Source organism: Paenibacillus sp. J31P190 (assembly GCF_059692075.1).
Genome location: NZ_JCAUAS010000004.1, coordinates 233,278 through 248,733 on the forward strand (window position 1 = coordinate 233,278; position 15,456 = coordinate 248,733).

2 protein-coding genes are annotated in these 15,456 nt (G+C 50.8%); both read left to right on the top strand.

The genetic code is table 11. The features are described from left to right. The first annotated feature begins 10 nt into the window (after positions 1-10). Positions 11-7,687, top strand: a complete 7,677-nt coding sequence (locus tag AC58U0_RS10805) for an amino acid adenylation domain-containing protein (RefSeq protein WP_497379006.1) — start codon at positions 11-13, stop codon at positions 7,685-7,687. Positions 7,688-7,774: 87 nt separating this feature from the next. Next, the gene (locus AC58U0_RS10810; protein ID WP_497379007.1) at positions 7,775-15,454 is read left to right on the top strand and encodes an amino acid adenylation domain-containing protein; all 7,680 of its coding nucleotides are present in this window, start codon (positions 7,775-7,777) and stop codon (positions 15,452-15,454) included. The last annotated feature ends 2 nt before the right edge of the window (positions 15,455-15,456 follow it).

Below are 15,456 nucleotides of genomic sequence, written 5' to 3' on the forward strand. Positions count from 1 at the left end.
GAGGTGAATAATGAAAAAATCAGACACAATCCAAAAAGTGTATCCGCTCACTCCCATGCAGGAAGGGATGCTCTTTCATTCAATCATGGATCCAGATTCGAGCGCCTATCATAACCTGCTGCAAGCAAAAATATGCGGGCTGCTCGATGTTAGTCTTTTCGAACAAAGCTTTAACCAATTAATCGTAGAAAACGATATTTTACGTACAGCTTTCGTACATCAAAATCTTCAGCGCCCAAGGCAGGTCGTTTTAAGCAAAAGAACGATCCAGATTCATTTCGAACAAATCGATCATCTGGATGAAAGAGAGCAGCGGATCTGCATCGCGTCTTTTATCAGTGAACGGAATGCCGGCCATTATAACCTGGCCAAAGATATACCGATGCACATTGCTGTATTCCAAACGGCTGATCAGGAATATCAGTTCATCTGGAGCCACCATCATATCTTGATGGACGGGTGGGGACTTGGTATTGTCATCAACCGGCTGTTTCAAATCTATGAAGCTTTGAAGCATGACAAGACGCTGCCTCAAGAAGCGGTATACCCTTTTAGCGATTATATCAAGTGGCTGGAAAAGCAGGATAAAGACGAATCGCTGGCCTATTGGCAAACGTATCTGGACGGCTACGAGCAATCCGCTCATATACCTAAAGCACCCGCACCTAAGGACAGTTTGTATCGCAAAAAAGAGATCAGCTTCACGATAGACGAATCGACGACTGGGCGGATTGCTCAGCTTGCCAGCAGCTGTCAGACGACTGTAAACACGGTTTTCCAGACGATTTGGGGTCTGCTATTAAGCAAATATAACCATACGAACGATGTTGTGTTTGGCTCGGTCGTTTCCGGACGCCCTTCACAGGTGAAGGGCATAGAGAAAATGGTCGGTTTGTTTATTAACACCATTCCGGTACGCATTTCCTATCAAGATGAGCAATCGTTTGGCAGCCTGCTAGCCGAAGCTCAGCGCAATGCGCTGGCTTCGGAGGCCAATCATTTCGTTCCTTTGTACGAAATTCAGAGCCAGAATGGACATAAGCAGGATTTATTCGATCATATTGTTATTTTTGAAAACTATCCGGTCGCCAAAGAACTGCAAAATAACGGTTGGGAAGGGGCGCTGGGCTTTACTATCAACGATGTGCATGTCGAGGAACAGACCAATTATCCTTTGAATATCGTTGTGGCGCCGGGCGCCGAACTCTTGATCAAGCTAAGTTTTAATGCAGCTGTTTATGCGGCGGAATGGATGAACAGCATCGAAGGGCACATGAAGCAAATCATCGCTCAGGTTGTTGCCGATCCGCAAGTGCTGCCCAAGCATATTCAAATCGTAACGGAGCAAGAGAAACAGCAAATTCTCTACTCTTTTAATGATACGGAAATCCGTTATCCTCAGGACCAGGAGCAAACGCTCCATGCGCTGTTTGAGCAGCAGGTCGAAAAAACACCGGATCAAACGGCTATTGTTTGCGGAGATTTGAGCATGACGTACCGCGAGCTTAACGAAAGAGCCAACAAACTCGCTCGGGTATTAAAAGAAAAAGGCGTAGGCAAGGACCGAATGGTTGCCATTATGACGGAACGTTCCTTAGAAATGCCCGTCGGTCTGCTCGCTATTCTGAAGGCCGGCGGGGCTTACGTGCCATGTGACCCGGAATATCCAGCTGAGCGGATCCGCTATTTGCTTGAAGATAGCGGAGCACAGCTCCTATTGAGCAAAAAGGGCTTGATGCACAAGATCGATGGGGGCCGCCTCGAATTCCTGGATCTGCAAGACGAGACGAATTTCGCTGCCGATGCTTCCAATCTTACGGGAACAAGCGGACCAGCGGACTTGGCTTATATGATCTACACATCAGGAACGACCGGTCAGCCGAAGGGCGTTATGATCGAGCACGCAAGCATCATGAATACGATCCGTTGGAGAAAAGAGGAATATGGTTTCGGTACGGATGATCATATATTGCTGTTTTTATCGTTTTCGTTTGACGCCTTTGTTAGCAGCTTTTTCGCACCGATCGTGTCCGGTTCGACGGTTGTCCTAGCGAGTGATGAGGAAGCGAAAGATCCGCTGGCGCTGAAGAAACGAATCTCATCCTTGCAGATTTCCCATTTTAGCTGCGTTCCGAACATGTATGCTGCGATTTTGGATTCGATGGATATCGAGGAGGCCTCATCGCTGAAAGCTGTAACACTAGGCGGAGAGAGTATTTCACCCTATTTGCTGGAGAAAACAAAGAGAATCATTCCCGGAGCGGAAATCGTCAACGAGTACGGTCCGACGGAAAACAGCGTCATTTCCACCGTAAGCCGAAATCTTATGCCTGGAGAGTCAGTGACAATCGGTCACCCAATCGCTAACTCGCAGGTGTACATCGTGGATCAACATCACCAGCTGCAGCCTGTTGGGGTGAAGGGCGAATTGTGCGTAGCTGGAGCAGGGCTGGCCAGAGGGTATTGGAACAGAGAAACGCTCACCTTGGAAAAATTCATCGACAATCCCTTCCTTCCAGGTACGAAGATGTACAAAACCGGCGATTTGGCCAAGTGGCTGCCGAACGGCAATATCGAATTTATCGATCGGATCGACCATCAGGTTAAAATTCGCGGTTACCGCATCGAGCTCGGAGAAATTGAAGCAGCTATTCATGGGCATCGCCGAGTGAAAGAAGCTGTCGTGCTCGTCGTTGAAGACGGCGGGGGAGAAAAAGCGCTTGCTGTGTATTATACACTTGAAACAGAGGCAACAGCTGCTGAGCTTAAAGAAGACCTCCTGCAAAAGCTTCCGGCGTATATGGTGCCTTCCTACTTTATACCGATGGAACGCCTGCCGCTTACGTCAAACGGCAAGATTGACCGCAAAGCGCTGCCGAAGCCGGAAGGGGAAATGAAAGCCGCTGCTGTGTATGAAGCGCCGGCCAACCTTACAGAAACTAATCTGCTGCCGCTATGGCAAGAGATTTTAAAGACGGAGTATCTCGGTGTCACCGACAATTTTTTCGAAAACGGCGGCCATTCTTTGAAGGCGATGATGCTCATTTCAAAAATTCATCAGGAACTGAAAGTGGAAGTGCCGATCAAGGTACTATTCGACAGGCCTACGATAAGGCAGATTGCCAAGTATATTCAAGGCGCAGACGAACTAGCCTACGAAGCTATCCGATCTACGGAGCAGCGTGATTATTATCCGGTATCCTCCGCGCAGAAACGGATGTTCGTGCTGAATCGTCTTGACCCTGACGGTACCAGCTCCAATATGCCAGGGGCCATGCTGCTGGAAGGACCACTCGATGTAGAAAGGTTCCGCGGAGCATTCCAAGCTCTTGTGGCGCGGCACGATACGCTGCGTACTTCTTTCGATACGGTGGACGGGGAGCCTGTGCAAATCGTACATCCGCAGGTTGATCTGCAAATCCGTTTAAAGGAGGCGAACGAAGAGGAAGCTGCTGGGATGTTGAACGACTTCATACGCCCGTTTAATTTAAGCAAGGCGCCGCTGCTGCGCGTGGAGTTAATCGGATTCGCTGCAGAACGCCATCTCTTCTTGTTCGATCTTCATCATATTATTTCCGACGGTACCTCGATGGGTCTCATCGTCAAGGAATTCATGCTCCTGTATCAAGGGAACCACTTGCCGGAGCTTGCGATCCAGTATAAGGATTTTTCCGTTTGGCAGCACGAATGGTTCGGATCCGAAGTGATGAAACGGCAGGAGACGTTCTGGGTCGAGATGTTTGGCGGGGATGTTCCTGTTCTTGAAATCCCAACGGATTATCCAAGACCTCCGCTGCAGAGCTTTGAGGGGGATAAGGTCATCGTCCATACTGGCAAAGAACTGCAGGATGCGCTCAGACGTCTTGCATCTGAATCGGGATCTACATTGTTTATGGTGTTGCTGGCAGCCTACAATGCGCTGCTTGCCAAATACACCGGACAGGAAGATATCGTCGTCGGGACGCCGATTGCAGGCAGATCCCACCCCGATCTGCAAGCGATCATCGGCATGTTCGTGGGTACGTTGGCGCTTCGTAATCGAGCAGATGGCAAACTTCCGTTTGCCGAGTTTTTGACACAAGTCAAGATGAACTTGCTGCATATTTACGATAACCAGGATTATCCATTCGAAACGCTGGTTGAGCAGGTCGATGTGCGCAGAGATATGAGCCGTAATCCGTTGTTCGATACGATGTTTGTCCTGCAAAATATGGAGCTTGAAGCCATGGAGCTGGACGGATTGTCGATATCGCCAGGCCTACTCGACAATCCCATCGCGAAGTTCGATTTGACGATTGAAGCGAGAGAAGACGAAGAGGGGATCGAGCTTTGCTTCGTTTATAGGACCAAGTTGTTTAAACAGGAAACCGTTCAGTGTATGGCCGATCATTTTCTGAATATTTTACAAGCTGTAGTTTCGAACCCGTACCAGTCGCTTTCGCATATAGATATGCTGAGCGAGGCGGAGAAGAGACATTTGCTGGTCGAGAGGAACGACACCGCTGCCCAGTATCCGGAAGGACTGACGCTGCACGAACTTTTCGAGGCACAAGCTGCGAAATGGCCGGATCGCATAGCGGTCGTATTTGGCGGGGATCGGATGACCTACCGCGAGTTGAATGAGCGAGCCAATAAGCTTGCTCGAGAAATGCGAAGTCTCAGCGTACTGCCGGATGATAGGGTCGGTCTGCTCTTGGAGCGCTCACCCGATATGATCGTGGGCATACTCGCCACGCTGAAGGCCGGCGGCGTCTACGTGCCGCTCGATCCGGATTACCCTCAGGACCGACTGCAATTTATGCTGGACGACTGTGGCGCCCGCGTATTGCTGACTCAGCCTCATTTGACCGGCAAAGTGCCGTTTGATGGGACCGTACTTGATTTGGGAGCGCTATATAACGGAGACGGCTCGAACCTGGAGTCCGTAAATCAGCCTGAAGATATGGCTTACATCATTTATACGTCCGGCACGACGGGCAAACCGAAAGGCGTCATGATCGAGCACCGCAATGTCGTTCGTCTGATGCTGAACGACAAGATGAAGTTCGATTTTAAAGAACTCGACGTGTGGACTGTGTTCCACTCCTTCTGCTTCGATTTCTCCGTTTGGGAAATGTACGGCGCTTTGCTGTACGGCGGCACTTGTGTCGTTGTGCCAAAAGCGGTGGCACAGAATCCGAAGGCGTTCGCAAAGCTGCTGCGTCAAGAGGGTGTAACTGTGCTAAACCAGACGCCGACCGCGTTCTACGCGCTGATTCACGAGGTGCTGGGTCGACAGGACAATGATCTGCAGGTCCGTTATGTCATCTTCGGCGGCGAAGCGTTGAATCCGATCATGCTGAAGCCATGGAAAGCGAAGTACCCGCATACACAGCTGATAAATATGTACGGCATCACAGAAACGACCGTTCACGTTACTTATAAAGAAATAACGGAACAGGATATGGAGTCGAGCTTAAGCAACATCGGCCGACCGATTCCGACACTGACAAGCTACATCTTTGATAGCGGGCAGCGTCTCGTTCCGATTGGCGTCACGGGAGAACTTTACGTGGGCGGAGAAGGTGTAGCCCGCGGGTACTTGAACCGCGAAGAGTTGACGGCTGAGCGGTTCATCATGAATCCTTACAAGCCGGAGGAAAGGCTGTACAGATCAGGCGATCTCGCCAGATTATTGCGCAGTGGAGAAATGGAATATTTGGGTCGGATTGACCACCAAGTCAAAATCCGCGGGCATCGGATCGAGCTGGGCGAAATCGAGACACAGCTCTTGAAGCAGGAGGCGATTCGCGGGGCTGTTGTGATGGCACTGGACGATGAGCAAGGGCACAAGTTCCTTTGCGCGTACGTGGTGTTGGATCAGGATCTGACCGTGGCGGAGCTGCGGGCGCATGCATCCGAGGATCTGCCGGCCTACATGATACCGTCGCATTTTGTAAGGCTCCCGCAGATACCGATGACGTCTAACGGTAAAGTTGACCGGAAGGCGCTGCCGAAGCCGGAGGGCGGGCTAAAGACAGGTGCCGAGTACATAGCGCCTCGAAACGATTTGGAAGAAATGCTGGTGCATATCTGGCAGGAAGTGCTTGGATCGGACCAGATCGGTATACGTGACAATTTCTTCGATCTCGGCGGCGATTCGATCAAAGGCATTCAAGTAGCCTCGCGTCTGTTCAATCAAGGGCTGCAGCTTGAGATGAAAGATCTGTTCCGATACCCTTCGATCGAAGAGTTGAGCGGCTTAGTTGCGCTGGTCAAGCGCCAAATCAGTCAGGAGACAGTAACAGGTGAAGTCGGGTTGACGCCGATTCAGCAATGGTTTTTCGATCAGCGGTTTGCAAACCAGCATCACTGGAATCAATCTGTCATGCTGCATAAGTCTGACGGATTCGATTCGCTGGCTTTGGAGAAGGCGCTGCGGGATCTTGTCCGGCATCATGATGCGCTTCGCATGGTTTATGACGAGAAGGACGGGCGAATCGTCCAGTTCAACCGCGACCTGGAAGGCGAGATTTACGGATTCGAGCAGTTTGATTTCAAGCATCATTCTGACACAGAAGTACGCATTGCATCGGAAGCCAATCGTATTCAACAAAGCTTCGACCTGAATCAAGGTCCTCTGCTGAAAGCAGCTCTGTTCCAAGCAGCCAATGGTGATCACCTGCTGCTTGCCGCTCACCATTTAATCGTAGATGGTATCTCCTGGCGCATCCTGTTTGAAGATTTGGCGACAAGCTATGCGCAGGCCCTAGCAGGTGAAGAGACATCCCTACAGGAGAAAACGGATTCGTTCCAATATTGGTCTCAGCGGTTAACGGCCTACGCGGAAAGCAAGGAATTGCTGCAGGAAATTGATTACTGGAAGCAATTAGAAAAAACGTCAGTTGGCTCATTATATAAAGATTTTGCGGTTGAAGCCTGTACACTTGGCGAGAGTGCAACGGCAGAAATGGCGCTTACCCGGGAACAGACCGATCATCTGCTGAAACATGTTCACCATGCCTACCATACGGAAATGAACGACATTCTTTTAACCGCTCTTGGATTGGCGGTTCAGGAGTGGGGTCAGACCGATCGTATTGCTATTCAACTCGAAGGCCACGGACGCGAAGAGATGATGGAAGACGTCAACATTTCCCGGACAGTCGGCTGGTTCACCTCCATGTATCCGATCGTGCTTGATCTGACGGATGGTGATTTATCCAAGGAAATCAAGTCGGTGAAAGAGACCCTCAGACAGGTTCCGAACAAGGGAATCGGCTATGACATTCTGAAATATCTGACACCGGAAGACAAACGGGCTGGGCTGCAATTTAAGCTAAAGCCGGAGATCTGCTTCAATTATCTCGGTCAGTTCGATGCGAATCTCGTCCATGATGCGTTCGGTCCGTCCACGTATGACATGGGAGATCCGATTAACCCGAATTCCCGCCGCATGTATCCGATCATCACGAACGGAATGATCGCAAACGGCGAGATGAGCTTCCGGTTCTCGTATAGCCCTAGGCAGTATGAAGAGTCGACTATGCAATGTTTATCTGCAGCGTTCAAATATCATTTGCTCCGCATCATTGACCACTGTAGGAACAAGGAGGAAAGCGAGCGGACTGCGAGCGATTTCAGCTCCAAAGGACTGACTACGGACGATGTCGATGATATCTTCGAATTGCTGGGTGAAAAGCTGTAATCATGTCGAGAAGCGCAAATCGAGCGCGATAGCAAATGCCTACGAAGCAAGTTTCCTAATGTAAATTCTAAGGAGAGAAGCCGCTGTATGAGCCAATTTAAAAAAGAACACGTCCAAGACATGTATTTTTTATCCCCGATGCAGGAAGGGATGCTGTTTCATTACTTGCTCGCGCAAGGCCAATCGAACGCTTACTTCGAACAAATGTCCATCCGCATACGAGGGACACTCGATAATAGCTTGTTTTCGGTCAGTTTAAACCGAATCGCTCAGCGGTATGACGTATTTCGCACTGTGTTCCTTTATGAAAAAGTGAAACGCCCGGTGCAAGTGGTGCTGAAAGAGCGACAGATTCAGGTCCACTTAGAAAATGTCAGCAGTTTGCCTGAGCAGGAACGCGACCTATTTGTAGAGCGGTTTAAACAGGAAGATATGGAGCGGGGATTTGATCTGTCCAAGGACATGATGATGCGTGTCTCCGTCATACAGACGGGCGAGTCCGACTATCAAATCTTTTGGAGCCACCATCACATTCTGATGGACGGTTGGTGCCTCGGTATCATCGTCGGCGAACTGTTCCAAATCTATGCCTCTTTGCGTGAACAAGCGCCGATACAGTTGGAAAGGACGTATCCATACAGCGACTACATCAAATGGCTGGAACGCCAGGACAAGGAAGAAGCGAAACGTTTTTGGGCTGAGGCGCTCTCCGGATACGAACAACTAGCGTCCGTGCCGCAGAAGACAGCTGCCGCCACGGATCATGCAAAGCGCGGATATAAGCAGGAAGAGCTGACGATCCGGTTCGATGAGAACCTGACTGCGAAGCTGCAGCAGTTGGCGAGTAAGCATCAGGTAACGTTGAACACGGTGTTTCAGACGATCTGGGGCATCGTGCTGCAAAGGTATAGTCATGCCAATGATGTCGTATTTGGTTCCGTTGTTTCCGGGCGGCCGTCGCAGGTTGTCGGCATTGAGAAAATGGTCGGTTTGTTCATTAATACGATACCGGTACGCGTAAAGTCGTCCCCGGACCAGTCATTTGCAGATGTGCTGCAAAGTGTACAGTTGGGTGCGCTGGCTGCAGAATCGTACACCTACTTGCCGCTTGCTGAGGTTCAGGCGCAAAGCGTGCTAAAGAGTAATCTGTTCGATCATATTCTCGTTTTCGAAAACTATCCCGTAGAAGAGTCTGTGCAAAATGGATCGCTCGAAAGCCAATTGGGATTTGAAGCAACGGATGTGAGTATGATCGAGCAGACGAGCTACGATTTGAACTTGTTGGTGATGCCAGGCCGGGAGCTGGCGGTGCGCCTGAACTATAACGCGATCGTGTACGACACGCAATTTCTGCGGAGCATCGAAGGGCATTTGAACACCGTCGCATGGATGATCGTTGAGCATCCGGAGATACGCCTGCAGGATCTTGTGATGGTCACTGATGAGGAGAAGCAGCTTCTTCTGCAGCTAAACGATACGAGGGAAAAGGTTTCAAGCCATTTAACCATTCATCGTATGTTTGAGGAACAGGCGGAGAAAACGCCGGATCTGGTGGCCGTTGTATTTGGGGAACGGCAATTGACGTACCGTGAACTGAACGAAAAGGCCAACCGATTAGCCAGAACGCTTCATGGCAAAAACGTTGGAGCGGATCAGGCTGTCGGGATAATGGTGGAACGTTCGCCGGATTTGGTAGTCGGTATTCTGGCGATTCTGAAAGCGGGAGGCGCTTATGTGCCGATCGATCCGGAGCTGCCGGAAGAGCGTGTAAACTATATGCTTCACAACAGCGGTGCATCCATTTTACTAACACAAAGCCATTTACACGGAAAAGTAGCTTTTAGCGGGGAAATCATCGATATTACGAGCGATGATGTATATGACTCGGAGAGAAGCAACTTAGAGCTAACCAGCAACGCTGATCAGCTATTCTATATTATTTATACGTCAGGTACGACAGGCAAGCCGAAAGGTGTCATGCTGGAGCATCGCAATATGGTCAACCTGCTTCACCATGTTTTCCGCAACGACAAAGTCAATTACGGCAGTACCGTTCTGCAATACACAACGATGAGCTTTGACGTGTGCTACCAGGAGATTTTTTCAACATTGTGTTCGGGAGGGAAATTATATCTGATTGACGGAGATACAAAACGAGAGGTGCACAAGTTGCTTCATTTGATTGAAGAGGCGCAAATCGAAGTCGTGTTCCTTCCGGTCTCCTTCTTGAAATTTATATTTAACGAGCAAGAATATGCCAGCCGGTTTCCATCCTGTGTACGGCACATCATTACTGCCGGCGAGCAGCTCGTGGTCACGAAGCGGCTTCGTTCCTTTTTGCAAAAAAATGGCGTGAACCTACATAACCATTACGGTCCGTCGGAGACCCATGTCGTTACCATCTTTCAGATGGAGCCAAACGATGACATTCCTGAGCTGCCTTCGATTGGAAAGCCGATTGCAAACAATGGCATCTATATTTTAAATGATGGATTGCAGCTTCAACCGTTCGGCGCACCGGGAGAATTATTCATTGCCGGCGATAACGTGGGGCGCGGTTACAGAAACAACGACGAGCTGACTGCGGAAAAATTTATGCAAAATCCATACCATAGTGGCGAGCGTATGTATCGAACAGGCGATCTGGCGCGGTGGATGCCGGACGGTAATCTCGAGTTTCTCGGGCGTATCGACCATCAAGTAAAAATCCGTGGACACCGCATTGAGCTTGGCGAAATCGAATCGCAGCTGTTGAACCATCCTTCCGTGACAGCCGCAGCCGTAATGGACCGGAAAGATGCGCAGGGAGGAACCTACTTGTGCGCTTATTACGTGTCAGAGAGACCGCTCCATTCGCAAGAGCTGCGGGCGTATTTGCTTAAAGAACTGCCGGAATACATGATTCCGTCGTTTTTTATGGAACTGGCTAAGCTGCCTGTGACACCGAACGGCAAAACAGACCGTCGAGCGCTGCCTGAGCCTGATGGGGAATTCGTAACGGGGACGGAGTTCATACCGCCGACCAATGTCGTGGAAGAAGCGCTTATCGCGATTTGGCAGGAAGTGTTGGGGATTGCCCGCATCGGCATTCATGACAATTTCTTCAGTCTCGGCGGACATTCGCTGAAGGCCATGACGCTGATGTCGCGCTTGAACAAGCACTTCGGCGTCAACATCCCGCTGCGCGAGCTGTTTGAATCGCCTACGGCGGAAGGGTTGGCACGCAAAATCCGCGAGGCGGAGGAGGATGTCAGGAACGCGATCCAACCAGCGGGTAGAAAGCCGTATTATCCGGTATCCTCCGCACAAAAGCGGATGTTTGTGCTGCAAGATTTGGATGATGCAGGTACAGGCTACAATATGCCCGGCGTGTTCATCATCGAAGGCGTGTTAGATCGCGACCTGTTCGAGGGAGCGTTCCAGCGCCTTATCCTGCGGCACGAATCGCTGCGCACGTCCTTTGAGTTGATCGACGGGGAGCCGGTTCAGAAGATTCATGAAAACGTCGATTTCACTGTAGAGTTCTCACGATTGTCTGAAGGCGCCGAGGATTTGGCCGTAGAAAACAAAGTTATTGAACGTATGGTCGAACGTTTTATGCGTCCGTTCGATCTGCAAAAGGCGCCATTGATCCGTGTGGCGCTCGTAGAGTTGCAGGAACGGCGGCATTTGTTCATGTACGACATGCATCATATTATCTCAGATGGCGTATCAATGTCCGTTATCGTGAAGGAGTTTGTGCAGCTATATGGCGGTGGTACTTTGCCTGAGCTGTCCATCCAATATAAAGACTACGCGGTTTGGCAGCAGGCTCAGATGGAAAGTGAACCACTGCGTAAGCAAGAAGCGTTCTGGTTGAATTCGTTTGCTGGCGAGCTGCCGCAGCTGGAGCTCCCGTCTGACTTCCCTCGTCCTGCGGTGCAGAGCTTCGAGGGTGACCATATACGCTTTGAAGTTGATACCGAATTGCTCGGCTCATTGAAACGTTTGGCTGCGGAAAACGGGTCAACGCTTTACATGGTTCTGTTTGCTGCTTATAATGTGCTGCTTTCCAAGTATTCGGGACAGGAAGATATCGTTGTAGGAACACCGACGGCCGGCCGTTCCCAGGCTGATTTGGAGCATGTCGTCGGGATGTTCGTCGGTACGCTGGCGCTGCGAAGCCGTCCGGAAGGCGGGAAAACATTCCGCACCTTTTTGTCGGAAGTAAAGGAGTTTGCCCTTCAAGCATTTGAAGCGCAGGAGTATCCGTTTGATATGCTGCTGGATCGGTTGAATATTAGGCGCGATCCCAGCCGCAATCCTCTGTTCGATACAATGTTCAGCATGCAGAGCATCGATCCTGGACTAGGCCTAGAGGACGGAGCAGGCTTTGGGGAAGTGACCTTTACACCGCATGTATGGCAAAGCGGCATCGCCAAATTCGATCTGACGCTGGAAGTGCGGGAAGGAGCGGGAAATCTGGCGTTCCAGCTGGATTACAGCACGAATTTGTTTGCGATGGAGACAGCGGAGCGGATAGCGCGTCATTTCGTATATTTGTTAGAAAAAATCGTATTAGTCTCGGATCTGACATTGGCGGAACTAAGCATAATACCAAATGAGGAAGCATGGCAAATCGTCCAAGAATTCAACGATACAAGCTCTCATTATCCGAACAGCGAGACGATCGCGACGGTGTTTGAGAAGCAGGCTGCGCTGACGCCGGATCATCCGGCTGTCGTCTATGAGGGCAAACAACTCACCTATCGGGAACTGAACGAGAGGGCAAATCTTCTTGCAAGTGAACTGAGGAAGCAAGGTGTTGGCCCCGACAAGGTCGTTGGCCTGTTGGCGGATCGTTCGATCGAGCTGATGATCGGCCTGATGGGCATTCTGAAGGCGGGCGGCGCTTATTTGCTGCTTGATCTAGAAATGCCTGCGGAACGGATCAGATTTATGCTCGAAGATAGCGGCGCCATCATTGTACTGGCGCAAAGGGAATTGTACTGGATGGCACAGGCGGCGCTCGCTGAACATGTGATCGACCTCGATGATGACGCATTGTATACAGATAGCGGAGTTAACGAGAACTTGCTGTCGCTGGGAGGACCGCGCGATCTAGCCTATGTGATCTACACGTCCGGCTCCACAGGTAAACCGAAGGGCGTGCTTATCGAACAGCGCAGCGTCGTGCGGCTGGTGAAAGAGACGAACTACGTCCAGTGGAACGAAGACGAACGCATTTTGCAGACAGGCGCGCTTGGCTTCGATGCTGTTACGTTTGAGATCTTTGGCGCACTGCTAAACGGAGGTACGCTGTATCTAGCAGATAAGAGCGTTATTCTGGATAGCGATAGACTCGGCGCGTTTATCGCCGCCAATCGAATCACAACCATGTGGCTCACTTCACCGCTTTTCAACCAGCTTTCGCAGGAAAATGCGGAGTTGTTCACGGGTGTGCGACAGCTGCTGGTCGGCGGAGACGCGTTATCACCGAGTCATATTAATCACGTGCGCTACATGTGTCCGGGTCTGCGTTTGATTAATGGTTATGGTCCGACGGAGAACACAACGTTCTCCACAACATTCTTGATCGAACGGGATTACGAGGGAAGTATTCCGATTGGGCGGCCGATCAGCAATTCCACAGCGTACATCGTGAACAAGCACGGACAACTACAGCCGATTGGCGTGCCGGGCGAGCTGTGTGTCGGCGGTGATGGCGTGGCGCGAGGGTACGCAAACCGTCCAGAACTAACGGTCGAGACCTTCATACCGAACCCATTCAAAGAGGGAGAGACGATGTACCGCACCGGCGACCTGGCGAAATGGCTGCCGGACGGGACGATTGAATATAGAGGCAGGATCGATCAGCAGGTGAAGATCCGGGGGTACCGGATCGAGCTGGGCGAGATCGAATCGGAGCTGATGAAGCATCCCGCCATGAAGGATGCCGTTGTGATCGCACGTGAGGACGCGAACGGGCAGAAGTTCTTGTGCGCCTACATAGTGGCGGAGCAGGAGCTTGGTGCACCAGAAGTCAAGGCGTTTCTGGCGCAGGAGCTGCCATCTTACATGGTGCCGACGTACGTGGTGCAGATGGAGAGGCTGCCGTTGACCGTTAACGGCAAAATCGATCGCCGCGAGCTACCTGAGCCGGAGGGCGGCTTGGGACTAGGCACAGCATATGCAGCGCCGCGCAATAGTGTGGAAGAGCGTCTCTGCGTCATCTGGCAGGACGTGCTCGATGTACCGCAGGTCGGTATCCGCGATGATTTCTTCCAGCTCGGCGGCCACTCGCTGAAGGCGATGACACTGCTGGCGCGAATCAAGCAGCAGCTTCAAGTGAATGTGCAGCTGCGGATGCTGTTCGAGTCGCCGACGATAGAGGCGCTTGCCCAGCAGATCGCACAGGCCAATAAGGCGGCGTATACGGCATTAAAGCCGGTGGAGCCGCGCGACTATTACCCGGTTTCCTCCGCCCAGAAGCGGATGTTTATCATGAGCCAATTTACTGGCACGGGCACGAGCTATAACATTCCAGGCGTCATGTTCATCGAAGGCGAATTGGATCTGGAGAGATTCGAGCAATCGTTCCGATACCTAGTTGCCCGGCATGAATCACTGCGGACGACGTTCGAGACGGTAGGCGGCGAAGCGGTGCAGATCGTACATACGGATGTTGATTTTCAGGTTGAGTACGCCAGAAGCACTGAGGAAGGGCTGGCGTCCATCGTTACAGAGTTTGTACAGCCATTCAATCTGCAAAAGGCGCCGCTGCTGAGAGTCAAGCTCGTACATGTAAGTGCTCAGCGCTATTTACTGCTGTTTGATATGCACCACATTGTATCCGACGGCGTGTCGATGGGCATTTTGTTGAACGAATTTGCTTGTCTGTATCACGGAGAGGATCTGCCTGAATTAACAGTTCATTATAAAGATTTCGCGGTTTGGCAGAACAGCATGATCTCTTCCGAGTCGATGCGTATCCATGAAGCCTACTGGCTTGAGACGTTCTCCGGCGATATTCCGTTGTTGGCGCTGCCGACCGACCATCCGAGACCCGCCGTGCAAAGTTTTGAAGGAGATGCAGTCACCATGAGGTTAGAGCAGTCATTGCGCGATCATATTCATAAGATAGCGTCCGAATATGGAGCCACACTCTATATGATGATGCTTGCTGCGTATCAAGTGCTGCTTTCCAAATACAGCGGGCAGACGGATGTGATCGTTGGAACACCGGTTGCGGGAAGGCCGCTTGCAGAAACGGAGAACATCCTTGGTATGTTCGTTAATACGCTCGCTATACGAAGCAAGCCGGAAAGCAGCAAAACGTTCGCGCAGTTTTTAGAGGAAGTGAAGCGAAGTTCATTACTTGCTCTGGAACACCAGCATTACCCGCTAGAGATGCTTATTGATCAATTGGAGCTGCGCAGGGATTTAAGCCGAAATCTGCTCTTCGATACGGTTTTCAGTGTGCAGAATCAGGAGATGAAAGCTTCAGAGTTTGCCGGCCTTAGATTCGAGCCTTACCAAAGGGAAAACAATATCGCCCAGTTCGATTTGTCTGTCAAAGCGATCGAGGACGAGAGCGAGATTGTGCTCCATGCGGAATACGGTATCCATTTGTTTAATAAAGAGACGATTGAACGGATGATGACCGATTATCAAGCGTTACTGCAACAGGTTACGGAAAATCCGGACATTTTGTTGAGAGACATCACTCTGCAGCGCTACGTTAAGTTAGAAAATGTGCTGGATGAGACAGTAGAGTTTCTATTTTAGTT

Bases quoted from the DNA above. Each gene is read 5' to 3' on its own strand.
- AC58U0_RS10810 (WP_497379007.1), top strand. From the start codon at position 7,775: ATGAGCCAATTTAAAAAAGAACACGTCCAAGACATGTATTTTTTATCC.
- AC58U0_RS10805 (WP_497379006.1), top strand. From the start codon at position 11: ATGAAAAAATCAGACACAATCCAAAAAGTGTATCCGCTCACTCCCATG.